General features: G+C 56.2%; 22 protein-coding genes and 1 tRNA gene. 11 read left to right on the forward strand and 12 right to left on the reverse strand.

The window, feature by feature from the left end; genetic code table 11:
- Positions 1 to 20: 20 nt before the first annotated feature.
- Both FN806_RS08110 and FN806_RS08115 read left to right on the forward strand, forming a co-directional pair.
- Entirely contained in the window at positions 21 to 752 is a 732-nt protein-coding gene (locus FN806_RS08110; protein ID WP_142635880.1) for an SDR family NAD(P)-dependent oxidoreductase, read from the forward strand.
- The gene (locus tag FN806_RS08115; RefSeq protein ID WP_142635882.1) at positions 749 to 1,483 is read left to right on the forward strand and encodes an SDR family NAD(P)-dependent oxidoreductase; all 735 of its coding nucleotides are present in this window, start codon (positions 749 to 751) and stop codon (positions 1,481 to 1,483) included. The genes FN806_RS08110 and FN806_RS08115 overlap by 4 nt, the downstream gene beginning before the upstream one ends.
- Here FN806_RS08115 and FN806_RS08120 read toward each other — a convergent pair whose 3' ends face one another.
- The 4 genes from FN806_RS08120 to FN806_RS08135 are packed head-to-tail and all read right to left on the reverse strand — an operon-like array spanning position 1,484 to position 5,956.
- On the reverse strand, positions 1,484 to 2,824 hold the full coding sequence (locus FN806_RS08120; RefSeq protein ID WP_142635884.1) for an NAD(P)/FAD-dependent oxidoreductase: 1,341 nt from the start codon (positions 2,822 to 2,824) through the stop codon (positions 1,484 to 1,486). It lies immediately after the preceding gene.
- Complete coding sequence (locus tag FN806_RS08125) at positions 2,821 to 4,317, reverse strand: aldehyde dehydrogenase (protein ID WP_142635885.1); 1,497 nt, start codon at positions 4,315 to 4,317, stop codon at positions 2,821 to 2,823. The genes FN806_RS08120 and FN806_RS08125 overlap by 4 nt, the downstream gene beginning before the upstream one ends.
- A gap of 3 nt (positions 4,318 to 4,320) precedes the next feature.
- Positions 4,321 to 5,238 (reverse strand): dihydrodipicolinate synthase family protein, encoded by a 918-nt coding sequence (locus tag FN806_RS08130; protein ID WP_142635887.1) that lies wholly within the window; start codon positions 5,236 to 5,238, stop codon positions 4,321 to 4,323.
- A gap of 7 nt (positions 5,239 to 5,245) precedes the next feature.
- Positions 5,246 to 5,956, reverse strand: a complete 711-nt coding sequence (locus tag FN806_RS08135) for a GntR family transcriptional regulator (protein ID WP_142635889.1) — start codon at positions 5,954 to 5,956, stop codon at positions 5,246 to 5,248.
- 154 nt (positions 5,957 to 6,110) lie between these two features.
- Here FN806_RS08135 and FN806_RS08140 point away from each other — a divergent pair, with 154 nt between their 5' ends.
- The 3 genes from FN806_RS08140 to FN806_RS08150 all read left to right on the forward strand — a co-directional run bounded on the left by FN806_RS08140 (position 6,111) and on the right by FN806_RS08150 (position 9,160).
- On the forward strand, positions 6,111 to 7,061 hold the full coding sequence (locus tag FN806_RS08140) for a GlxA family transcriptional regulator (RefSeq protein WP_142635891.1): 951 nt from the start codon (positions 6,111 to 6,113) through the stop codon (positions 7,059 to 7,061).
- Between the two features lie 410 nt (positions 7,062 to 7,471).
- Positions 7,472 to 7,978, forward strand: a complete 507-nt coding sequence (locus FN806_RS08145; protein ID WP_142635892.1) for a hypothetical protein — start codon at positions 7,472 to 7,474, stop codon at positions 7,976 to 7,978.
- A 225-nt stretch (positions 7,979 to 8,203) separates the two neighbouring features.
- Positions 8,204 to 9,160, forward strand: coding sequence for a formylglycine-generating enzyme family protein (locus FN806_RS08150; RefSeq protein ID WP_221929475.1), 957 nt, complete (start codon positions 8,204 to 8,206; stop codon positions 9,158 to 9,160).
- A gap of 29 nt (positions 9,161 to 9,189) precedes the next feature.
- On the opposite strand, the gene FN806_RS08155 is transcribed toward FN806_RS08150, so the two are convergent.
- Complete coding sequence (locus FN806_RS08155; protein WP_185956653.1) at positions 9,190 to 10,098, reverse strand: LysR family transcriptional regulator; 909 nt, start codon at positions 10,096 to 10,098, stop codon at positions 9,190 to 9,192.
- Between the two features lie 143 nt (positions 10,099 to 10,241).
- Between FN806_RS08155 and FN806_RS08160 the strand changes: the two genes are divergently transcribed.
- Positions 10,242 to 11,981 (forward strand): arylsulfatase, encoded by a 1,740-nt coding sequence (locus FN806_RS08160; protein WP_185956654.1) that lies wholly within the window; start codon positions 10,242 to 10,244, stop codon positions 11,979 to 11,981.
- Between the two features lie 175 nt (positions 11,982 to 12,156).
- On the opposite strand, the gene FN806_RS08165 is transcribed toward FN806_RS08160, so the two are convergent.
- The 3 genes from FN806_RS08165 to FN806_RS08175 all read right to left on the reverse strand — a co-directional run bounded on the left by FN806_RS08165 (position 12,157) and on the right by FN806_RS08175 (position 13,581).
- A complete protein-coding gene (locus FN806_RS08165; RefSeq protein WP_142635900.1) occupies positions 12,157 to 12,492 on the reverse strand; it encodes a hypothetical protein in 336 nt (111 codons plus the stop codon).
- Positions 12,493 to 12,716: 224 nt separating this feature from the next.
- Positions 12,717 to 13,439, reverse strand: coding sequence for a hypothetical protein (locus tag FN806_RS08170; RefSeq protein WP_142635902.1), 723 nt, complete (start codon positions 13,437 to 13,439; stop codon positions 12,717 to 12,719).
- 66 nt (positions 13,440 to 13,505) lie between these two features.
- A tRNA-Val gene (locus FN806_RS08175) sits at positions 13,506 to 13,581 on the reverse strand.
- A 318-nt stretch (positions 13,582 to 13,899) separates the two neighbouring features.
- Here FN806_RS08175 and modA point away from each other — a divergent pair.
- From modA to FN806_RS08195, 4 genes are all read left to right on the forward strand, one after another.
- A complete protein-coding gene (gene modA, locus FN806_RS08180) occupies positions 13,900 to 14,679 on the forward strand; it encodes a molybdate ABC transporter substrate-binding protein (protein ID WP_142635903.1) in 780 nt (259 codons plus the stop codon).
- Between the two features lie 3 nt (positions 14,680 to 14,682).
- On the forward strand, positions 14,683 to 15,375 hold the full coding sequence (gene modB / locus FN806_RS08185; RefSeq protein ID WP_142635905.1) for a molybdate ABC transporter permease subunit: 693 nt from the start codon (positions 14,683 to 14,685) through the stop codon (positions 15,373 to 15,375).
- Positions 15,372 to 16,472, forward strand: coding sequence for a molybdenum ABC transporter ATP-binding protein (gene modC, locus FN806_RS08190; RefSeq protein ID WP_142635907.1), 1,101 nt, complete (start codon positions 15,372 to 15,374; stop codon positions 16,470 to 16,472). The genes modB and modC overlap by 4 nt, the downstream gene beginning before the upstream one ends.
- A gap of 109 nt (positions 16,473 to 16,581) precedes the next feature.
- Positions 16,582 to 16,953 carry a hypothetical protein gene (locus FN806_RS08195; protein ID WP_246097195.1) on the forward strand — a complete coding sequence of 124 codons (372 nt, stop codon included), beginning with the start codon at positions 16,582 to 16,584 and terminating at the stop codon, positions 16,951 to 16,953.
- Between the two features lie 40 nt (positions 16,954 to 16,993).
- Here the strand turns inward: FN806_RS08195 and hemF are convergent, their stop codons facing one another.
- From hemF to clpS, 4 genes are read right to left on the reverse strand one after another with little or no spacing between them, the layout of a single operon-like run.
- A complete protein-coding gene (gene hemF, locus FN806_RS08200) occupies positions 16,994 to 17,878 on the reverse strand; it encodes an oxygen-dependent coproporphyrinogen oxidase (RefSeq protein ID WP_142635911.1) in 885 nt (294 codons plus the stop codon).
- Positions 17,879 to 17,882: 4 nt separating this feature from the next.
- Positions 17,883 to 18,686 carry an SDR family NAD(P)-dependent oxidoreductase gene (locus FN806_RS08205; RefSeq protein WP_142635913.1) on the reverse strand — a complete coding sequence of 268 codons (804 nt, stop codon included), beginning with the start codon at positions 18,684 to 18,686 and terminating at the stop codon, positions 17,883 to 17,885.
- A gap of 37 nt (positions 18,687 to 18,723) precedes the next feature.
- Complete coding sequence (locus FN806_RS08210; protein WP_142635915.1) at positions 18,724 to 19,689, reverse strand: class I SAM-dependent methyltransferase; 966 nt, start codon at positions 19,687 to 19,689, stop codon at positions 18,724 to 18,726.
- Between the two features lie 31 nt (positions 19,690 to 19,720).
- Positions 19,721 to 20,062 (reverse strand): ATP-dependent Clp protease adapter ClpS, encoded by a 342-nt coding sequence (gene clpS / locus FN806_RS08215; protein ID WP_142635917.1) that lies wholly within the window; start codon positions 20,060 to 20,062, stop codon positions 19,721 to 19,723.
- A 93-nt stretch (positions 20,063 to 20,155) separates the two neighbouring features.
- Between clpS and FN806_RS08220 the strand changes: the two genes are divergently transcribed.
- A complete protein-coding gene (locus tag FN806_RS08220) occupies positions 20,156 to 20,857 on the forward strand; it encodes an HAD family hydrolase (RefSeq protein WP_142635919.1) in 702 nt (233 codons plus the stop codon).
- Positions 20,858 to 21,007: the final 150 nt, after the last annotated feature.

Genomic DNA, 21,007 nt, shown 5'->3' on the forward strand with positions numbered 1-21,007 from the left:
ATTTAGCACTCGGAGGGAAAATGGAGCTGACGGGCAAAACAGCGCTCATCACAGGGGCTGCGGGCGGCATCGGATCTGCTATTGCACAGCGGATGCGGCAGGCAGGGGCACGAGTTGCGGTTGCGGACGTTTCGGTTGAGGGTATCGAGGCCGACGCCCATTTGCCCGGCGATTTGCGCGAGAGCGCTTATGCAGATGCATTGCCGCAACATGCGGCGGATGCGCTGGGCGGGCTGAATATCGTTGTTAACAATGCGGGGGTCATCACCCGCGGAGCGGTGACCGAGACCTCGGATACCGACTGGGCATTGTCGCTGGGCGTGAATGTCGAGGCGCCCTTTCGCATCTGTCGCGCCGCAATCCCGATCATGGCGGCGCGTGGTGGTGGCGCCATCGTGAACACCGCGTCATGCTGGGGCCTGCGCCCTGGGCCGAACCACGCGGTCTATTGCATGACCAAGGCAGCCATTGCGTCGTTGACACAATGCATGGGTATGGACCACGCGCATCAGGGCATCCGCATTAACGCCGTATGCCCGAATGAAGTAAACACGCCGATGCTGCGGTCGGGGTTTGAAAAACGCGGCTTTGATCCGGATACTGCCGTGGCCGAGCTGGGCCGGACGGTGCCCTTGGGGCGTATCGCCGAGCCCGAGGATATTGCTGATGTGGTGATGTTTCTTGCCTCGGACGCCGCGCGCTATGTGTGCGGGGCATTGCTGGAAGTGAACGGAGGAAAACCGGTTTCATGACGCGATTTACCGGCAAAACCGCGCTGGTCACGGGCGGGCGCAGCGGTATCGGACGCGCCATCGCGGAACGTTTGCAACACGAAGGTGGACGGGTCTTTACCGCGCAACGTGGGAGCGATCCGGAATTCGAAGGGTTCGAGGCCGATTTCAGAGATCCCCTCAGCCCGCAAACGGTGGTCAATCAGGTCGTTGATCAGGCCGGGCGATTGGACATTCTGGTCAATAATGCAGGCATGATGCAGGAAGCCGGCGTCGAGCAGATGAGCATTGCGGACTGGCAGCGCACGCTGACAGTCAACCTCACGGCCCCGTTCCTGCTGATCAAGGCGGCGCTGCCCCATTTACGACGGGCCGGCGGGGCGATTGTCAATATCGGCTCGATTGAGGGGCTGGGCAGCAATCCCGGCCATGCCGCCTATTGCGCATCCAAAGCCGGGTTGCATGGTCTGACACGAGCGGTGGCCGTGGATCATGGGGCAGAGGGCATTCGTTGCAACGCCGTGGCCCCTGGCTGGATCGACACCGAGTTGAACGTGGATTTCATCGCCTCAATGCCGGACCCGGAGACATTTCACGAGGATATCAAGCGCATACACCCCGTTGCCCGAACCGGAAGCCCACAAGAGGTTGCGGCGCTCGTCGCCTTCCTGGCGTCGGGTGATGCCAGCTTTATCACCGGGCAGGTCTACACAGTAGACGGAGGCCGCATGGCCAAGCTGAGCCTGCCCTGATCACTCGTCCCGCGCGCGCCATTCTTTCCAGCGCAGCACCGCATTGGCACCGATCTCGCGGAATGGCTTTGGGGGTAGGCGTTTGGGTTGACCCTGGGCGTCGAAATACCGGGTGATATTCGAGCTGTGGCCGCAGGCGCGTTCTGCCGCCGCGATACCGGTCAGGGTGCCGCGCGCCGTGCCCAGCCCGTTCTGGACACAGCCAGAAATTACGCCCTGTTCGACCTCTCGTGCGACGGCGACGCCGTTCAGGCTGAGGCAGAGATGACCGGCCCAGCGATATTGCATGTCCAGCCCGGCCAACTGCGGAAATCGCTGGTCGAATTTGCGCTGCATCACCCGCGAGGCGCGCGCCAGATCACCAGCAGTCGAGGTCATGCCCGGGCGCAAGGCCGCGCAGGTACGAGTTATGATCCGATTGCCGCCCTGTGCCGTATCAATGCGCCGCATCGTTGTACCCAACGGATCAGATGGTGTGACACTCCAGCGGGGTTGCCCCCCCAGCCGCGACAGTACTTCGGTGTCCAGCTCCGGGGTCATTGCCGCAAACAGGAACAGCTGCATCAGGCGGTCACGCTCGATCCCAAAGCTTTCCAGATGCCCGTTCACCGTGAGGATGACTGTACCAGTGCTGACGGTACCGCGCGCGGTTTTTACCAGCCACGCACCGCCTTGCTTCTCAAACCCGGTCACGCCAGAGCTCTCGTACAATGCAATGCCATCCTTGATCAGTCCCGCAGCCAGACCACGAATATAGCCTGCTGGTTGCAACATAACCGTGCCGGGCGTGTATAGCCCCGACCGATAGTGGCACGACCCTGTCAGGGCGTGCATCTGCTGTTGGTCGAGCATTTCACTGGTCTCACCCAAAGTGCTGAGATGATGCGCATAGCTGATATTATGTGCATGTCCCGCCGCGCTCACCGCTCCGTTAACCTTGCCAGCCGGATCAAAGAAATTCGGGTCGATCTGATATTGCTCGACCGCCGATCGGGCAAAATCAATTGCAAGTCGGTTTAGTGTGATCATGGTGCGATCATCCCCCGGCCCGGAATAATTGTCCGAGGCCAGGTCATGTGGCAGATCGATCATAAAACCCGTATTGCGCCCAGCAGCCCCTTCGGCCACGCGGCCAGCCTCAAGCACGATGATCTTTGCGTCGCTTTGCAGCTGCCTCAAACGCTGTGCCGCTGACAGGCCTGCGAAACCGGCACCAACAATCACGACATCCGCCGTCAGATCACCATCCAGTTCTTGGGCTGGGGGTGGATCGCCTAATATGACGCTCCAGGCCGCAGGTCCGCGATGGACTGGCAGGGTTCGGGCGGCATAGCTGCTCAATCCACGGCCTCATCCGCATCGTCGGACAGGTCGACCCAGATGGTTTTTAGCTGGGTATACTGGTCATGCGCATGGATCGAGTTGTCGCGCCCACCAAAGCCAGACTGTTTATAACCGCCAAAGGGCGTGGTGATATCGCCCTCTCCAAAACTGTTTACAGTCACCGTTCCCGCCCGGATCATCCGCGCCCCGCGAATGGCGCGTTTCGCATTGGCTGTGAAGATCGACGCACACAAACCATACTCGGTATCGTTGGCGATCTTGATGGCCTCATCAAAGCTGGAAACCGTGATCACCGAAAGAATGGGACCAAAGATCTCGTCACGTGCCAGGATGGCGTCATTGCCAGGGAGTTCGACTACGGTGGCCTCGACAAAGCCATTGTCCGCTTTGCCTCCGATCACTACGTTTTCGGCCTGATCCAGATATCCGCAGACGTTATCGAAATGAGCTTCGCTGACCATTGCGCCCAATCGTGTTTCCGGGTTCAGAGGCTCGCCGATATTCCATTGCTTTACATGATGGGCGATGCGGTCGAGCAACTCGGCCTTTATGTCCTTGTGGACAATCAGGCGGGACGTGGCCGAGCAGTTCTCACCCATATTCCAGAACGCACCGTTGACGATATGTGCCGCCACGCGGTCCAGATTTTCTGCATCTTCCATCACAATGGCCGGATTCTTGCCGCCCATTTCAAGCACCACCTCTTTGGCGTTGCTTTCCGCCGAATAGCTCAGGAACCGTTTGCCAGTCACGGTTGAGCCGGTGAAGGACACCATATCTATATCCATGTGCCGTCCAATAGGTTCGCCCACCTCGGCACCTGCGCCGGGGACGATGTTCAGGACGCCGCGTGGCAGACCGGCCTCCATCGCCAGTTCGGCCAGCCGCAATGCCGTCAGTGAAGTTTCCTCGGCCGGTTTCACCACCACCGAGCAGCCCGCAGCCAGAGCGGGCCCGATTTTCCATGCCAGCATCAGCAATGGGAAATTCCAGGGCAGGACTAACCCGACAACGCCAATCGGCTCGCGCACGACCAAAGCGATGTGGTCGTCACTGGCGGGCGAGACCTGATCATAGATCTTGTCGATCGCCTCAGCGTGCCATTTCAGGCAATGAATGGTCTCGGGCAGGTCGACGGTCTCGCAGTCAAAGATGGTCTTGCCACTGTCGATACTTTCCATCACCGCCAGTTCACGTGCATTGCGTGTGATTAGTTTGGTCAACCGGATCAGCACATTTTTGCGCTCGGATGGGTGCAGCCTCGACCAGCGGCCATCTTCGAACGCTTCGCGCGCCTTCTCGACGGCAAAATCCACGTCCGCTACACCACAGGCGGCAATGTTGGCCAATTTCTTGTTGGTCGCCGGGTTAACCGTTGTGAAGGACTGCCCTGAAATCGCCGGGCGGTACGCGCCATCAATAAAGGCGCCGGTTGGCAAGGTCAGACCCGCGGCGATGGAGTCGTATTCGTCCTGCGTCAGCAATGTCATACCTTACCCCTCTGCCATGATGTCAGCGATTTTCTGTTTCAGCACGCGCGTCACTTGCTCTAGCGCGCGTTTGTCATCTTTGTTCAAAGATTTCAGCGGCGGTCGAACGGTGCCCGCGTCAATCCCATTCATTGTGACACCATGCTTGATGGTCTGGATGAATTTTCCACCCTGTTCCAATACCCGCATCAAGGGCATCAGCGCCGACATGATCCGGCGGCCCTTGGCATAATTGCCCTCGATTACACAGGCCTGGTATAGCGCCACATGCTCGGCAGGCAGAAAGTTCGAGCCGCCACAGACCCAGAACGGCGCGCCCCAGGCAAAGAACTCCAGCGCCTGATCGTCCATACCGCATCCCAGTTGGATATGCGGATAGTCCCGCGCCAGAAGATGAACCCGGTTGATATCGCCCGAACTTTCCTTGATGCCGCAGAAATTCCTGCTGCGTCCGACGCGGTCCAGGAATTCCTCGCCCATCATCGTGCCTGTGCGGTGAGGATAATTGTACAGCATTACCGGCAGGTCGGCGGCCTTGTCGATGGCCAGCGCATTCAGCGCATTTTCGCGGTCGGTGGGCACCGAATAGGGCGGGCTGGCCAACAGGATCGCATCTGCCCCGATTTCCTTTGCACCCGACGCCAGCGCAACCGAGTCCGACGTCAACATCGCGCCCGTGCCAACAACCAGAGGCAAACGGCCTTTCAGACGCACATGGGTGAACCGCGCCAATTCCAGCCGTTCCTCCACGGTCTGCGCATAATTCTCACCGGTCGACCCGCCCGAGATCAGACCATGCACGCCATTCTTGATCAGAAGCTCGATCACCTGCGCCAGCGCGTCCCAGTTGACGCTGTCATCGGCCTGATAGGGCGTGACCACCGGGGTATAGACCCCCTCAAATCGGAAAATTGGATTCATTCCGTCCTCATGCAGGTTTCGAAAGCGGTGGGAGGCCCATTGGGACATCCAGCGCATCGGGCATCACGAACAGTTCGATCTGATCGCGTGACAGGTTCCAGTGATCTTCGGCCAGCTGCGCAGCAGCCGTTTCATCGCGTGTCTCTATGGCGTCGATGATGGCGTCGTGTTGCTGGCTTGCCTCGGACAGGTTTTCGACCATCCTGCCCGACTGTGGCCGGTAGAAGGTCATGCCGATACGGGCATGGTCAATCAGCAAACGGTTGAAAGAGGGCAATAGATAGACATTGCCCGACATTTCGCCGGTCACTTCGTGAAAGCGGTTATTGGCCAGGGCGCGCTCTTCGGCTGCCCCATCCCGCAGCGCGGCCTTGAATGCCTGCTGTGCGGTTTTCAGGGCTTCAATCTGCACAGGCTTTGCATTCGCCGCTGCCAGTCGCAGGATTGCACCATAGATCATCGGCGCGGCCAGAAAGAAATCGCGCAAGGTGGTATACGACATTTCGGACACGCGCGCGCTGCGGTTTGTTCGCAGGTCCAGATACCCTTCTCCGGCGAGTTGTCGGAACACTTCGCGTAAAGGCGTTCTCGACAGGCCAAACGCATCGGACAGATGCACCTCGTCCAGATCGGTGCCAGGTTGCAGGCGCAAAGTCAGGATCGAGACCTTCAAGTGCTCGGCCAGCTGCGTTTTGCGGGTTTTTGCGACGTCCTTCATCCGGATCCTCCAGCCCAGCCAGCAAGAATCGATTGGGTTCGATTGCCTCCTTTTTGTATCCGAATAAAATACATATTGTATACATATAAATTTCGTGCAGCATAATCCAACGACAAAGACTCAGCCAATCCGGCCGAACAAAGTGGAAAACCCTATGCCTCAGATGCGGCACATCACCATTGTTCTGATCGAGGAGTTCTCGCATCTCGCCTTTTCATGTGCCGTCGAACCACTGCGGATCGCCAATCTGGTCAGTGAGAAAACGCTATATGATTGGACGCTGATATCGGAGGACGCAGAGCGTGCAGTGTGTTCCAATAAGGTGGTGACACTTGTGCATGGCGGGTTGGGCGATATTCCAAAGACTGATCAGCTGTTTGTCTTATCGGGCATCCACATGCGCAACCATGTCTCACGCGACCTTCTGGCGACGTTGCGACGCGAACGTGCGCGGGGCACGCCGATCGGGGCATTGTGTTCTGGTGCTTGGCTTCTAGCAGAGGCCGGATTTCTGGATGGCTCTCAGGCTGCGATCCATTGGGAATATCACGATGCGTTTATGGAAGCGTTCCCAGAGGTGAACCTTGTGCGCAGTGTCTTCGTGGCAGACGCGAAACACATCACGGCATCGGGTGGGACGGCAACTGCCGATCTTATGTTGCATCTGATCGGACGCGACCACGGTGAGGAGCTGGCGATCGCGGTTGCAGATCAGATGGTGTATAATGCTGCCCGCAACGCAACGGCCAAACAAAGGGTATCATTGCAATCGCGCAACGGGATGCGTAACGCACATCTGGCTCGGGCTATCCATACCATGCGCGAATGCCTTGAAGCACCGGTTTCTCCGTCAAAGATCGCGGATGATCTTGGCATATCCACGCGCCAGTTAGAGCGGTTATTTGGTAAGTATCTCAACACTTCGCCCAAAAAATACTTTATGGAATTACGCCTGGAACGCGCGCAAAAGCTTTTGCTTCAGACCGAAGCATCCGTCACTGAGGTCGCGTTGGCTTGTGGCTTTGAAAATCCCGGCCATTTCTCGCGGGTTTATCGATCCAGTTTTGGTGTCACACCGCATTCGCAAAAAAGCAAAATCGACTGACGGAAGGCGGCGGGGGGAGCTGCTCTGCCCTAGGGCGAGCCCGGCCCGGCAGGCGCTCACCCCCTAGTCCCGCTTGTACCCCCTCGTTAAATTCAAACTCGTAAACTGATCAGCAGGATTGACTGTTTGTATTTGGTAAAAAGGGCACAAATTCTGCAAGATCGTGTCAGATGTAAGGGGGTTTAGGGCGATATAAAGGCCCAGATTTCTGCAAAAAAATGCGGCCCAAATCCCACACAATTAATAGCTCAAATAGCCAAGTTTGTCCTTGAGTTTGCGTTACATATGAAAAATGGCTTTTAAGTTTAGCCAAAATACCGGGTATACTTACAAACTATGGCAGAGATTCACATCGGGATGCATTTTCGAACCCCCATGTTCCCTTCAGCAACCAAAGCCGGAGGCCATGCATGAATTTCGAAACTTACCAGCCGGTCGTGACACCTGTCCCGCCAGTCATACCCGTAGACGTGCGCGAGGTTCAGATTATTCAGGCCTCTCAGGCGGCCAGTGCAGCATTTGAAAAGATCTCCGCCACGGCGTTATTTGAGGTAGATACATTCACTGATACTCAGAAGCGCATACTTGCGATCTTTCGCTGGTATTTTCTGGCGGCCTTTTGCACGCGCATGTTGTCTGGGGCAACACATCGGCTGGATCATTTGACGATGCAAGTGGGCATGGATGTATACAGTGCGGTTGGTATGATTTTGTCCCGCGATGAGATCGAGTATTCGAGAAACCTGGTTGAGAAAATGCCGGATTCTGCGGCTGATGCACGGATGAAGGCGATCGGTGCGCGGGGGCACAAGGCAGGTTGGATCGCGGCCAATCAATATAAACAGGGCAGAGGCATGCCCTCAGAGATCAAAGTCGCTCTGTCAGGTGCTTTGGCGGCTGTGGATCGTTTGAATTGAACAGTGGTCCCAATTTGACATGAATTTACAAGTGTCGGTGAATTTGCCTCGCAGCAGGCAGGTGCGCGCCTTTCGTTGAAGCACAGGTCGAAGGGTGGAAATGCTGCCCATTCACAGTAGGGGATTGAAAACCGTACCAAATCACTACATTCACCCCTGATAGATCCAACAGGTTAATTCTACATGCCCCTTTCAAGAAGATTGCTAGCCTATGGCTCGGTTCCCGTGGTTACGATTGTATGCTTTGCGGTTTGGTATACCAGTATCGGTTCCAAACCAGGTCCTGAGTTTGTCCGGCTGGATGGTGGAGAATTCCTGATGGGCTCGCAAAACTTTCAAGCGGAAGAGACTCCGGTCCATCCAGTGAATGTCGGGTCCTTTGACATTACGCGGACAGAAATTACCAACGACCAATTTGCGAATTTTGTCGAAGAAACCGGGTATCAGACAACGGCAGAGCGTGGCTTGTCGGCTGAGGATTTCCCGGGTCTGCCTGCAGATTTGCTTGAGCCTGGGTCGATGGTCTTCGCCCAGCCTAAGGAAGCGGTGTCGCTGAATAACCCCAACGCATGGTGGCGCTATGTCAAAGGTGCAAGCTGGCAACACCCGGCAGGACCGGGCAGTTCGATTGCGGAACTGGGCGACCATCCGGTGGTGCATGTGTCACCCGAGGATGCCGCAGAATTTGCAGAGTGGATCGGAGGTCGTCTGCCGACCGAGGCCGAATGGGAATTTGCAGCTCGCGGCGGGATCGAAGGCGCCGACTACACCTGGGGTGACAGCTATGATCCCAGTAATGGGTGGAAGGCAAACACCTGGCAAGGACAGTTCCCAAGCGAAAACCTGGCTGACGATGGCCATGTCGGAACCGCACCCGTAGCGTCATATGTGGCCAATGGCTACGGCCTGTATGACATGGCGGGCAATGTCTGGGAGCACGTGGCCGACTGGTGGGTGCCGGGGCACATTCCTGGCGACCAAATTGATCCTACCGGCCCGGAAAAAGCCTTTGCCGCCCAGTTCGGTAGCGCATCGATGGGTGCAATGCGGTTGGTCAAAGGGGGCTCATGGCTTTGCGCGCCGAATTTCTGTCTGCGTTACCGACCTTCTGCGCGGCAGCCGGTTGAGATGTCGTTGGGCAGCAATCATGTCGGATTTCGCGTTGTCCGCGATGTAGACTAACCGCCGGGTATTCCGGTCATGCGGCGGGCTTATTCCGCCCCGTACCGGTGGCACAATCGATTCCAGAGCATATCAAGCGCGGCAAATTTAACGCCCTTGCGACGGGCAGCGCATATGTTCCAGGTCAGAGGTTGCGTGGTTCGTATCTCTTTCAACATCCCCAATTTCAGGTGCTGATCAAAATCTTCCTTCATTCCTCCGGCAATCAGGTCTGCTCTGCAGGCCATATCGGCAACTAAAGAGAAATCGTCACTTTCGATCTGGGGCAATCGGTCAACAATATGCCAGGCTTTCTCGTCATTCCCCAGAGTGGCGGCAATGGCAGAGCGCCAGTGGCGATGCATATGCGCGGTTATAAACGGATGCCGAAACACCTCAGCGATTGAGACCGGAGTAGCCTGATGAATGGGATGGTCGGGGCGAGCGCAGAAGAAAACGGGTTCCTTTCGAACGACCTGAATGTCCAGATCGCTTAGGTTGGGCGTGTGCGTCAGATCGCAAACCGCCACGTCCAGGCGCCCTATCCGCAATGCTTCGAGGGGTTCCATGGTGGCCCGCACATCAACGCGGACACGAAGATCTGGCCAGTTATCAAGCAGCTCTGCCAGAAGCGGCGTGATGATCGTCCGGGTCGTCAGGGGGCCGCAGCCGATATTCAGCACCTCCGGGCCGACCGAACGCAACCGTTTGACTCCTGCTTCAAACTGGCTGGTCGCATTGTGCAGCGCGTCCAGAAGTTGCAAAAAGCGTTTCCCCGCCGGTCTGATGTTTGCGCCGCGGCCTGTCCGTTCGAATAGCGCCTGACCGGCATAAGTTTCTGCCTGGCCGATATAGCGTGAGAAACTTGCCGGAGAGGTTCCGATTGCATCCGCTGCCACGCGAAAGTTGCCGTGTCTGGCCAATGAGCGCACCGCATCTATGGCTTTGGAATCAATCATTTGCACCCTCGTTCCAATATTCCGAACGCTCATACCAAATGATGGAATGGTCGTCTCTTTCTGTAGTCGGAATTGTCGTTTCCTGCGACATTATTGTCGACCGTGGCACGACGCCCCGGACTTCCCACATAACGGAGGATTCAATGGTTCCTTTAAGGAATATATTAGCTGTGCTTGGCGCTTCGGCGTTATCAACGACTGCAGCACTTGCCGATTCTGAGGATACACGCCCAAACGTTCTTATTCTAATCGCAGATGACATGGGGTTTTCCGATGTTGGCGCATTTGGCAGTGAAATCGAAACGCCCTCGATCGACCAACTGGCAGATGACGGTATGCTGTTCACCAATTTCCACGTCGGAGCGTCTTGCTCGCCCACTCGGACTATGCTGATCAGCGGTGTCGACAACCATCTCGCAGGCCTCGGCAATATGTTAGAGATTCAGGCCGATAACCAATTCGGCAAGCCTGGCTATGAAGGTCATTTGAACGACAAGGTTGTTGCGTTGCCGCGTCTGTTGCGCGACGCAGGATACCACACCTATATGACCGGCAAATGGCACCTAGGTCATGAGCCTGGCACGATCGCTTATGACCGCGGATTTGAGAAATCCTTTATGCTGGGCGAAAGCGGTGCGGATAACTGGGTCGAGCAGCCCTATGCCCCGTTCTATACGCGGGTGCACTATTACGAGGACGACAAGCTCGTCAGCCTGCCAACGGACGACTACTTCTCATCCGATTTTTATACCCAAACGATGATCGATTACATCGACAGCAACCTGGATGACGGTAAACCATTTTTGGCCTGGGTCGGGTATCAGGCCGTCCATTACCCTCATCAGGCGCCAAAAGAATTCATCGACAAATATGAAGGCGTTTATGACGAAGGGTTCGAGGCCCTGCGGGTTTCGCGTCTGGAAAAGCAGAAGGAACTTGGGCTGATCTCTCCGGATGTGGAATTGGACCCGGAGTTTGCGAAAACCTCTTATGAACCGTGGCAGATGCCGGATTGGGAAAAGCTTAACGACGAAGAAAAAGCATTCAACGCGCGACGGATGCAGACCTATGCCGGAATGCTGGACAATATGGATGTCAATATCGGCAGGATCCTGAGCTATCTGGATGAAAAAGGTATTGCGGACAACACCATCGTCATTTTCCTTGCGGATAACGGCCCGGATCCGAACCAGTTGCCGCTGTCTGAAGCCTATCGTGATTGGTACAAAGCCCATTACGACAAGGTCTATATCGAGGATTTTGACGGCGATTATTCGGATATGGGGCAGCAGGGTGTCTATGCTGATTACGGCCCTGGCTGGGCGGCAGCCGCAGCGGTTCCGGGCAGCTACTTTAAGACATTCTCGACCGAGGGTGGTTTGCGTGTCCCTTTGATCGTGAAATTCCCGGGTGTTGTCGAGCCTGGATCGCAAGTCGATAAATTTGCCTTTGTTCGCGATATCGTTCCGACACTTCTTGAAGTTGCCGGCGTAGACGTTCCCGGACCGGTCTATGACGGTCGCGAAATTTATACGCCAGACGGTATCAGTATGATGCCGGTCCTGAAGGGTGAGACGGAAACCGTGCGCGACGATAACAACCCGGTCGGATATGAGCTTGCAGGGTCCTCGGCAGTATTCCAGGGCAAATATAAACTGATGCAGAATCTGGCCCCTAAAGGCACAGGCGAATGGGAGCTGTTTGATATCGAAGCTGATCCGTCGGAATTACACAATCTGGCGGACCAGATGCCCGAGCGTGTCGCAGCGATGCAGGCCTATTTTGAGGACTATGCAAAAAGGGTAAATCTTGTGCCTGTTCCCGAAGGCTATAACCCTCTGGAGCAGACAGTCGTCAACGCCAAGCGCAGTGGCGCGCATTAACTGAAATGTCATCGCGCCGTTTCGGGACGGAAGCGGCGCGATGCGTATATTTGAAAAAGGCACAGTGCTGGTTGGCCCGCCGATAGATATGTGGCGCTACTGCGGGTGTAGCTACTGTTTGCCGCAAGCACACGCCCATGGATCAGGCCGGTGCATTGTTGGGAGGAGATGCGGGTTATTGCCCTGTGATTTCCGTGCAAGTTCCTTTGCCCCAACCGGTTCTACTACCAGAGGCAGAGAAATCGAACGTGCCTTTCTGGGGGTGGACGTTATAACTCAGCGTGTGATCCTCGCCGATATACAGGTAGGTCAAGGTATCGAGCCCCGGGAAAACATCGACCTCTTTGTCGATGTCACCGATCTTGATACGACCTTTGTTTTGATCTTCATATTTGATCAGTTTCGCAGCCATTTCGGGATGCTGTTCGTCTGGTGACTGACATTCAAACACCCGCTCTTCTGCAAGCGCCGTGAAGGGCATAAATATAAGAAGAATCGCCAACTTTTTCATTTGATCTCACCTAGAGCAGATTCGTTTCGAACGCCGCAGCTAGGTGTGATTTCTGTCATAAATTTGCTGAAATTCTGGCCAGACTGTGCCTTGGGCACAACCAAAGAAAATATAGGTGTTGGACCGTCTGCAAAATCAAGATTCTAGCGTCTCGGCAAGAAGTCTGTGGCAAAGATCGCATCCCAGAACAGAATGCAGGTCGGCTCCGCTTGGCATTGCATTCACTACCAATCAAATCTCTCATAAGTATCTATTTCAATACAAGTAATATTTGCATCTCCGAGGGTTGAGATCGGCTCGTCCAGAACATCCACCTCTGGGGCATTGTCGGTCGAATGGATAGCATCCCAAGGCAGGGTTCCAGGAGTACTCGAGTACAGCGCTTCGTAAGCCAGTCCTTCGTCCAAAGAATTCCCTGCGCTGACAGGGTCGTCACCGACGGTCAGGGCAAATGGGTTTTCCGAAGTGATGAGAGTGCCGGCGCTGTCTATGTCTGACACAACGATCTGACCATGAATTACGCCCTCGAAACCTACTGGCGGGGAAAGCTCCAGGTGGTTCAGATTACAACCCGACAAATCCACCGGATCACCTTTGGTGATCACTGAATGCTCACCACTGATTATCAGGGTATTTGCCGGCAACCCCTCCAGTGTAACATTCGCCTGATCAGACGCATGCGACACTTGGATGCCAACTTGGATCGCGTCGTCCTTGGGAACCGACAAACCGGGATCGGCCTGCATCACCTCACGGCCATCGGTATCCGGACCGTCCCATTCCAGCTTCAGCCCCGCATGGCCGTGGTTCTCGACATATCGGACTTCGATGCCATAAGTCCCAGGCTCAAGGTTGACCTCTTCTGAATACGTGCGAAACCCATGTGGCTTATCTCCTGTGTTGGAGACATCATCTCCGTTTATGTGCAGCGGAGGCGCAGCGGACACAGTTTCATGCGCAGCACAGCAAAAGGTGCTAGCCGCGTAAGACCTTGATACATTGTAGGGAAAGAATGGTGGGTGATGAGAGACTCGAACTCCCGACATCTTCGGTGTAAACGAAGCGCTCTACCAACTGAGCTAATCACCCGTGAGGCTGCATTTAGCCAAGCCGGCGCGCGGGCGCAAGAGGGTCTGGCACAATTTCTTTCACTGAATTTAGACAAGGCGGGCATCTGGGGTGATATCTCCGCCAACCGGGCTCTGATTTATCAGACTTTTTGAGGGATCACGAAATCTGAACCGGTCGTTTCGGACCAGGCACCTCCAAAATATCTTGGGTGTTCTAGCGGCTATGAATTGCCCGTTTCAAAGGTTCTTATTCACGATGCGTCCTATCGATGCTTGCGCGCCCCCCGCCGCCTCAGATATCCCCTGATGGAACCTTAACCTACGAGACGGGAACAATATGACCCTGTCATCCGCAAGCCGTTTTCTGGCTGCTGCTATTGTTTTGGGTAGTTTGATATCGACTCCGCAGCGTGCAGAGGCCGACGATGTTTTGGTTTTTGCTGCTGCCAGTCTGAAAAATGCTCTGGATTCACTTGTACCGGGTTTTGAACGGCAAAGCGGTCAGGAGGTTGTCATATCGTATGCGGCGTCTTCTATACTGGCACGTCAAATTCAACAGGGCGCCCCGGCGGATGTGTATATTTCAGCCAACAGTGACTGGATGGATGTCCTTCAGGAGAATGGGCTGATTGATGCTGGATCGCGGGTTAACCTTTTGGGAAATGGGCTTGTCCTGATCGGTGGGCCGACGGCCGTTGAAATTGAGGGGCTTTCCCCGCAGACGGACATCTCAGCCGCTTTGTCAGGTGGGCATCTTGCGATGGCCCTGGTCGATGCCGTGCCTGCGGGAATTTACGGCAAAGCGGCGCTGCAAAACCTAGGTCTTTGGGATAGTGTTCAGCAGCAGGTGGCACAGACCGACAATGTACGCGCGGCTCTGGCTTTGGTTGCCGCGGGGGCTGCCCCCTTGGGTGTTGTCTACCGATCGGATGCCCAGGCCGAGGATCGGGTGCGGGTGGTGGCCTCTTTCCCTGCAAATCTTCACCCGGAAATTGTCTACCCGGCCGCTGTAACAACGCAAGCCTCAGCCGAGGCAAATGCTTTCCTAAGCTACCTACAGACCGACGCAGCGATGGCAGTCTTTGCAGAGCAGGGATTTGCCCTGCCGGGCGACTAGCCGATGGGTTGGCTGGGACCGGAAGAACTTGAGGCGCTGAAATTGTCGCTGCGTGTCTCTTTCTGGGCAACGCTGGTTACTTTGCCCTTTGGTGTATTCGTTGCCTATGCACTGGCACGCTGGCGCTTTCCCGGGCGACAAGTGCTGAATGGGTTGGTGCATTTGCCATTGATCCTGCCGCCGGTTGTTACGGGATATCTGCTGCTATTGACCTTTGGTATTCAGGGCCCGATTGGTGGCCCTTTGGCAGGGCTTGGAATTGTCTTTGCGTTTCGCTGGACCGGCGCGGCGCTGGCCGCTGGGATCATGGCGTTTCCGCTGATGGTCCGTGCTATTCGCCTTTCGATCGAAGCCGTCGACCCTAAGCTGGAACAGGCCGGAGCCACGCTGGGTGCCTCGCGTCTGTGGGTTTTTGTCACCGTGACCTTGCCGATGATTCTGCCGGGGGTGATCGCCGGGACCATCCTTGCCTTTGCAAAAGCCATGGGTGAGTTCGGCGCGACGATCACCTTTGTTTCGAACATACCTGGACAGACACAGACGTTGCCATCGGCCGTTTATGCGTTTCTGCAGGTTCCGGGTGGAGAGGCGGCGGCGATGCGGCTAGTGGTGATATCGGTCATCATCGCGATGGGGGCGCTGCTGTTGTCAGAGTTTGTCGGTCGTCGCGCCGCGGCAAGAGTGTCGGGGACATGAGCCTTTCCGTCAATCTGCAACATGATCTGCCAGGTATTCAGTTGGATGCCAAATTTGATGCGCCTGCCGGGGTGACGGTTCTGTATGGAAGGTCCGGCGCCGGTAAGACGACAATCGTTAACGCTGTTGCGGGATTGCTGGAGCCCAAAGCTGGTCGCGTATCCGTTGACGGGTGGACGTTGTTCGATACGGAAAAGCGCCTTTGGCTGCCTCCGCATAAACGCCGCTTGGGGTATATTTTTCAGGAAGGACGGCTGTTCCCGCATCTGACAGTGCGCCAGAACCTGTCCTATGGGCGCTGGTTTGCGCCCAAAAGCGTGCCGCGCGAAGACCCCGATAAGGTAATTGAGATGTTGGGGATCGGGCATCTTCTGGACCGTCGTCCACTGAGCTTGTCAGGTGGCGAGAAGCAGCGTGTTGCCATAGGCCGCGCCTTATTGGCCAGCCCGCGTCTGATCCTCGCGGATGAGCCTCTGGCCGCATTGGATGATGCACGGAAGGCCGAGATACTGCCCTATTTCGAACGGCTTCGGGATGAGATTTCGGTGCCGATCCTTTATGTGACCCACTCGGCAGCCGAAGTTGCCCGGCTGGCTACTTCTGTCGTTGCCCTGCAGGACGGCAAGGTGGTTCGGCAAGGCCCGGCTTCCGAAGTGATGGCTGATCCTTCTGTGGCCCCGCTCGGTGTCAGAGCCGTTGGTGCGGTGCTTCAGGTGCAGGTATCAGCTCACCATGCAGATGGGTTGACCGAGTTGACAGCCGAAGAGGCGCGCCTATTTCTGCCGCGTATTCCCCATAAGGTCGGTGAAAGCCTGCGTATTCGCATCCCCGCACAAGAGGTGATCCTTGCCAGTAAGCGGCCCGAGGGCCTGTCAGCGCTGAATGTACTGGAGGGCAGGGTTGATACGATCCGAGCCGGGGAAGGCCCCGGTGCGATCGTCTCTGTCATTACACCTGCAGGGACTATTCTGGCTCGGATCACCCGACGTTCGGTTGAAGCCCTTGGGCTTGCTGCGGGTAAACCTTGCTTTGCGGTGATAAAAACCGTGGCGCTTGCGCCGCAGGATGTCGGTGGGCGGCTGCACTTTGAGAATTGAAACTGCGCTTTACGGAAAGAGTATCTGTTCTATGATTTCCCAAGGAAATCTTTTTTGCCCGGGGTCAAGCATCATGAAATACTTAATATCAACATGTGCTCTAACGCTGATGATGGTGCCTGCCATGGCCCAGGCTGTTGGGTTCGGGGTCGGTATAAACCCCGCATTCCGAACGACAGTGACACCACGTGACAATGGCGTTTACGAGGTCGCAACCAGCGGCAGCTCTGCGCCTGTGGCCTATTGGTGCGGGATCGGGGATTTTGCGATACGCACGCTTAGAACCAAATCGAACCAGCGTATTTACATAACCCGGGCCTATGACAAACAGACACGGACGGTGCAATTCTCGCTGACTGCGCCCGAAGGGGTTGATACGACGCCGGGCTATTCGGTTACTGTCAAACGCGTTGGCGAGAACATGTCAGCGGCATCGGCGCAGCGCTATTGCTCTGACAATTTCATGGATTTCGGGTTCTGAAACCCCGGAAGTAGAAAGCACCGCAGAGGCAGGTCAGGCGTTAGACCCATTTGGCCAAGGGCGGCAGGCTCATAAGCACTGCGTCCGGGTCGTGCCCGGTCTCTAGCCCGAATTTGGTTCCGCGGTCATAGACAAGGTTGTATTCGGCATAGAGCCCGCGATGAATCAGTTGGGTATCCTTATCGGCGGCGTCAAAGCTCTGTTGCCTGCGCTTTTCAACCAAAGGCAGAAAGGCTGGCAAGAAGGCCCGCCCGATATCCTGTGTCAGGGCAAAGTCCGATGACCAGTCTCCGGTGCAATAGTCATCCAGAAAGATACCGCCGACACCGCGGGCGCGCTTGCGGTGCGGGATAAAGAAATACTCGTCGGCCCACTCTTTCAAACGCGGATAGTGGCCCGGTCCGTGGGGATCCAGATGGGCCTTCTGGGTTGCGTGGAAATGGGCAGTGTCTTCGTCATATTCGATACAGGGGTTCAGGTCTGATCCGCCGCCGAACCACCAGGCGTGAGGTGTCCAGAACATGCGCGTATTCATGTGAACAGCGGGAGCGTGCGGGTTCTGCATATGGGCAACCAGGCTGATACCCGAGGCCCAGAACCGCGGGTCCTCGGTCATTCCGGGAATGCCTTTTCGGGTAGCCATTGCCTGTTGCGCCCGTTCCCCGAGCTGGCCGAATACTGTCGAGACATTGACGCCGACTTTCTCGAACACGCGGCCGCCGCGCATCACGGACATCAAACCGCCACCGGCGTCCGCCCCGTCATCGGAATGCCGTTTGGTCTCTTTGACTTCGAAGCGACCGGGTTGAGCATCGGAAAAAGGTCCGGTGTCGTGGGAATCCTCAAGCTGCTCAAAAACGCTTACGATTTCATTGCGCAAGTCGCGAAACCAGGCTGCGGCGGTGGCTTTTTCAGTATCGAACATCTGTTTAATGGGCCGGGGCTGCGACGGGGTCCAGCAAAGTGCGTCCACCGTCAATGGTTAGGATTTGTCCAGTGATGAAACCTGCGGCGTCCGAGGCAAGGTACTGTGCGGTTTCGGCCAGTTCGTTTGGCGCGGCAATCCGGGAAAGGGGGGTGTGCTTTTCGATATCATCCCGAAATGTGCGATTTTCCTTGAGCGTGGATTGCAGCGAAGCGCTCATCACCGATCCCAGCGCGATCGAGTTCACGCGGATGCGGTTTGGGGCAAGGGCAACGGCTAGGGATCGGGTCAACTGATCAAGCGCTGCTGTAGACACCGAATAGGCCATCAGATCGGGATGAGTGCGACGGGCAGCAATCGAAGATAAATTGATGATGGATCCCGCAGGGTTTTCGTTTTCATCATCACCGGATTGCTTGATCATCCGTTTGGCAACAAGTTGGCTCAGTCGCAAGGCAGGCATCAGGTTCTGGTTCAACAAGGTGCGGACCGAGTCGTCTTCCATATCCAATGGATCAGACGGAATTACCTGGCGCGAGCCATTTATCAGGATGTCGACCTGTTCGAAAGCGTCAATCGTGGCCGAAAGCAGGTTCGCAATCGTCAGCTTTTCACGCAGATCCCCGGCGAAGAAACGGATGTTGCTGTCATCTGCCTGCTCGCCCAGTTCATTGGCCAGTCGTTTTTCATCCATGTCGGCGAACATGACATTGGCCCCGGCATCCGCGAAGTGACGTCCGATGGCCAATCCGACACCATTTGCACCACCTGTGACGATCGCGGTCTTGCCGGCTATGGAAAAGGACATGCGTGTTCTCCTGATGTGCGGTGCAGGTTAGCGGGTATCACCGCCGAGGGCGAGAGGCGTGGAAGACTTTGAAACGATTGTCCCCGGTCACTTCCTTCACCTGCGCGAAGGCCTCGTTCAGCGTAATTTCATAGGGTAGGTGTCGATTGGCGACCATCCAAAGGGAACCGCCCCGTGTCAGACTGCGCGCAGCAGATTTGATGAATCCCTGACCCAACGTGGGATCAGCACTGCGCGATGTGTGAAACGGCGGGTTCATAATGACCGTATCCAGCGGCTCAGGCGCGCGCCAGGTGACCGCGTCGGCCCAGTGGAACTGTGCACGGTCGTCTTTTACATTTGCACGAGCACATTGCAGGGCGATGTGATCGGCCTCGACCAGATGCAATTCCTGCAGCCCCTTTGCACCCATTAGCCCTGTGGATAGGTATCCCCAGCCAGCCCCCAGATCGGCGACCCGACCGCCCAGTTTTTCAGGCAGGGCGGCAAGCAGCATTACTGAGGCCGGGTCGACCCCGTCTGCAGAAAATACTCCGGGCGCTGTCTGAAATCCGTCGGCGGATTGGGTGGCGGGTGCGGCCCAGTCCTCGAACGCGTTTACGTCGGACTGGAACCAAAAGATCTTGCCATGTGCTTTTGCGATGGGCCCCTGCACGGTTACGCGTTTGCGAATATCCTTCAACAGGCTGTCGACGCCATTTGTCTTGGCGCCATCAATCACAACCAACCCGTCCGCGCGCTGGCAGGCCTGATGCACAAGGCTGCGGGCCAAGGCCTTGGCGCGGGGCAGGAACACGATTGCATCCTGGCACGGGTCATCAGCCTCGGGCGTGGCCGTGAACCCATGGTCTGCAAAATGGTCGTGAAACGGCTTGAAGGGCTGAACCACCTGCGTCTCTGAGGCCAGCCCAGAGAGGTCTTCCTCGGGCGTTGGCCCAATCACGGACAGGGGTTGCGCGATTTCAAGGCCGCTTTGCAAGGCAAGGTCTAGGCGAGGGGACATTGGCAATTCCGAAAAGAGGTCAGGCGTCGCCTTACTCTTCGCGTTCCATAGTGCACTGCAGGGGGTGTTGATGGCGGCGAGCAAAATCCATGACTTGCCCGACCTTGGTTTCGGCAATCTCATGACTGAAGACACCAACAACGGCGACGCCCTTCTTGTGGACGGTTAGCATGATCTCGAACGCCTCTGCGTGGGTCATGCCGAAAAAACGTTCCAATACGTGAACGACAAACTCCATCGGGGTGTAGTCGTCATTCAAAAGCAGCACTTTGTACAGCGGCGGGCGTTTGGTCTTGGGGCGCGTCTGTACCAGGATCGACGAATCTGCATCGTCGTCCGGTTTGTCAGACATCATCCATTGGTTCTCAAACATTAGGCGCAAACGTCCGATTCAGGCTTCGGTTTATCTGTGCGCTTATATAACGTCCAATGCGTCAGATAAAAGAGCCAGCAGGACGTTATCCAAATGGGCGAAAAACTAACCACAATCGGGTTCGATGCCGATGACACGCTGTGGCACAACGAACGGTTCTTTCAGCTGACGCAGGCACATTTTGTCGACCTGCTATCAGATCATGCCGAATCGGATCACCTGATGGACCGATTGCTGGCTGCCGAAAAACGCAATATCCGGCATTATGGGTATGGAATCAAAGGCTTCACTCTCTCCATGATCGAAACGGCGATCGAAGTGACCGAAGACCGTGTTCCTGCAGCGGTCATTCGCCAACTGATCGAAGCGGGGCAAGAGATGTTGGCCCATCCGATCGAGCTGTTGCCCTATGCCCGGCAGGCCATCGAAAGCGCTGCCGACACCCACCGCGTAATCCTGATCACCAAGGGTGATCTGATAGACCAGGAACGCAAACTTGCGCAATCCGGTTTGGGCGATCTTTTCGACGGGGTCGAGATCGTGTCTGAAAAGACCCCGGAAATCTATCGCCAGATCTTCGCGCAGCATGGCGAGGGGCCCGCTGCAGCTATGATGGTCGGAAATTCGATGCGGTCCGATGTGGTTGCTCCGATTCAGGCCGGATGCTGGGGCGTATACGTGCCGCATGGGCTGGTCTGGGAGATCGAGCAGGCCGACGTGCCGGCCGACAGTTCCAGATACCACGAATTGCCCGATCTTAGTGGATTGACGGCGCTGGTTCGCTCTTTGAGTTGATGTTGCCATTTGGTCGCAGTTTCCGAAAATAGGGGCCAGTCGACGACACAGTCTTGACGAAATGGCAGGTTTAGCGGTGCGCCGCCGTTTGCACCGCCACATCTAGTGGGTCTTTGACATACGCTGAAAGCGTTAAAGTTATGAGCTTTC

Origin of the sequence: Ruegeria faecimaris, assembly GCF_900182615.1 — a bacterium.
Classification (GTDB): domain Bacteria; phylum Pseudomonadota; class Alphaproteobacteria; order Rhodobacterales; family Rhodobacteraceae; genus Ruegeria; species Ruegeria faecimaris.

Bases quoted from the DNA above. Each gene is read 5' to 3' on its own strand.
- FN806_RS08140 (WP_142635891.1), top strand. From the start codon at position 6,111: ATGCCTCAGATGCGGCACATCACCATTGTTCTGATCGAGGAGTTCTCG.
- FN806_RS08155 (WP_185956653.1), bottom strand. From the start codon at position 10,098: ATGATTGATTCCAAAGCCATAGATGCGGTGCGCTCATTGGCCAGACAC.
- hemF (WP_142635911.1), bottom strand. From the start codon at position 17,878: ATGTTCGATACTGAAAAAGCCACCGCCGCAGCCTGGTTTCGCGACTTG.
- FN806_RS08130 (WP_142635887.1), bottom strand. From the start codon at position 5,238: ATGAATCCAATTTTCCGATTTGAGGGGGTCTATACCCCGGTGGTCACG.
- FN806_RS08195 (WP_246097195.1), top strand. From the start codon at position 16,582: ATGATGGTGCCTGCCATGGCCCAGGCTGTTGGGTTCGGGGTCGGTATA.
- modC (WP_142635907.1), top strand. From the start codon at position 15,372: ATGAGCCTTTCCGTCAATCTGCAACATGATCTGCCAGGTATTCAGTTG.
- FN806_RS08145 (WP_142635892.1), top strand. From the start codon at position 7,472: ATGAATTTCGAAACTTACCAGCCGGTCGTGACACCTGTCCCGCCAGTC.
- clpS (WP_142635917.1), bottom strand. From the start codon at position 20,062: ATGTTTGAGAACCAATGGATGATGTCTGACAAACCGGACGACGATGCA.
- FN806_RS08165 (WP_142635900.1), bottom strand. From the start codon at position 12,492: ATGAAAAAGTTGGCGATTCTTCTTATATTTATGCCCTTCACGGCGCTT.
- FN806_RS08220 (WP_142635919.1), top strand. From the start codon at position 20,156: ATGGGCGAAAAACTAACCACAATCGGGTTCGATGCCGATGACACGCTG.
- FN806_RS08135 (WP_142635889.1), bottom strand. From the start codon at position 5,956: ATGAAGGACGTCGCAAAAACCCGCAAAACGCAGCTGGCCGAGCACTTG.
- FN806_RS08160 (WP_185956654.1), top strand. From the start codon at position 10,242: ATGGTTCCTTTAAGGAATATATTAGCTGTGCTTGGCGCTTCGGCGTTA.
- FN806_RS08205 (WP_142635913.1), bottom strand. From the start codon at position 18,686: ATGTCCTTTTCCATAGCCGGCAAGACCGCGATCGTCACAGGTGGTGCA.
- FN806_RS08125 (WP_142635885.1), bottom strand. From the start codon at position 4,317: ATGACATTGCTGACGCAGGACGAATACGACTCCATCGCCGCGGGTCTG.
- modA (WP_142635903.1), top strand. From the start codon at position 13,900: ATGACCCTGTCATCCGCAAGCCGTTTTCTGGCTGCTGCTATTGTTTTG.
- modB (WP_142635905.1), top strand. From the start codon at position 14,683: ATGGGTTGGCTGGGACCGGAAGAACTTGAGGCGCTGAAATTGTCGCTG.
- FN806_RS08115 (WP_142635882.1), top strand. From the start codon at position 749: ATGACGCGATTTACCGGCAAAACCGCGCTGGTCACGGGCGGGCGCAGC.
- FN806_RS08110 (WP_142635880.1), top strand. From the start codon at position 21: ATGGAGCTGACGGGCAAAACAGCGCTCATCACAGGGGCTGCGGGCGGC.
- FN806_RS08210 (WP_142635915.1), bottom strand. From the start codon at position 19,689: ATGTCCCCTCGCCTAGACCTTGCCTTGCAAAGCGGCCTTGAAATCGCG.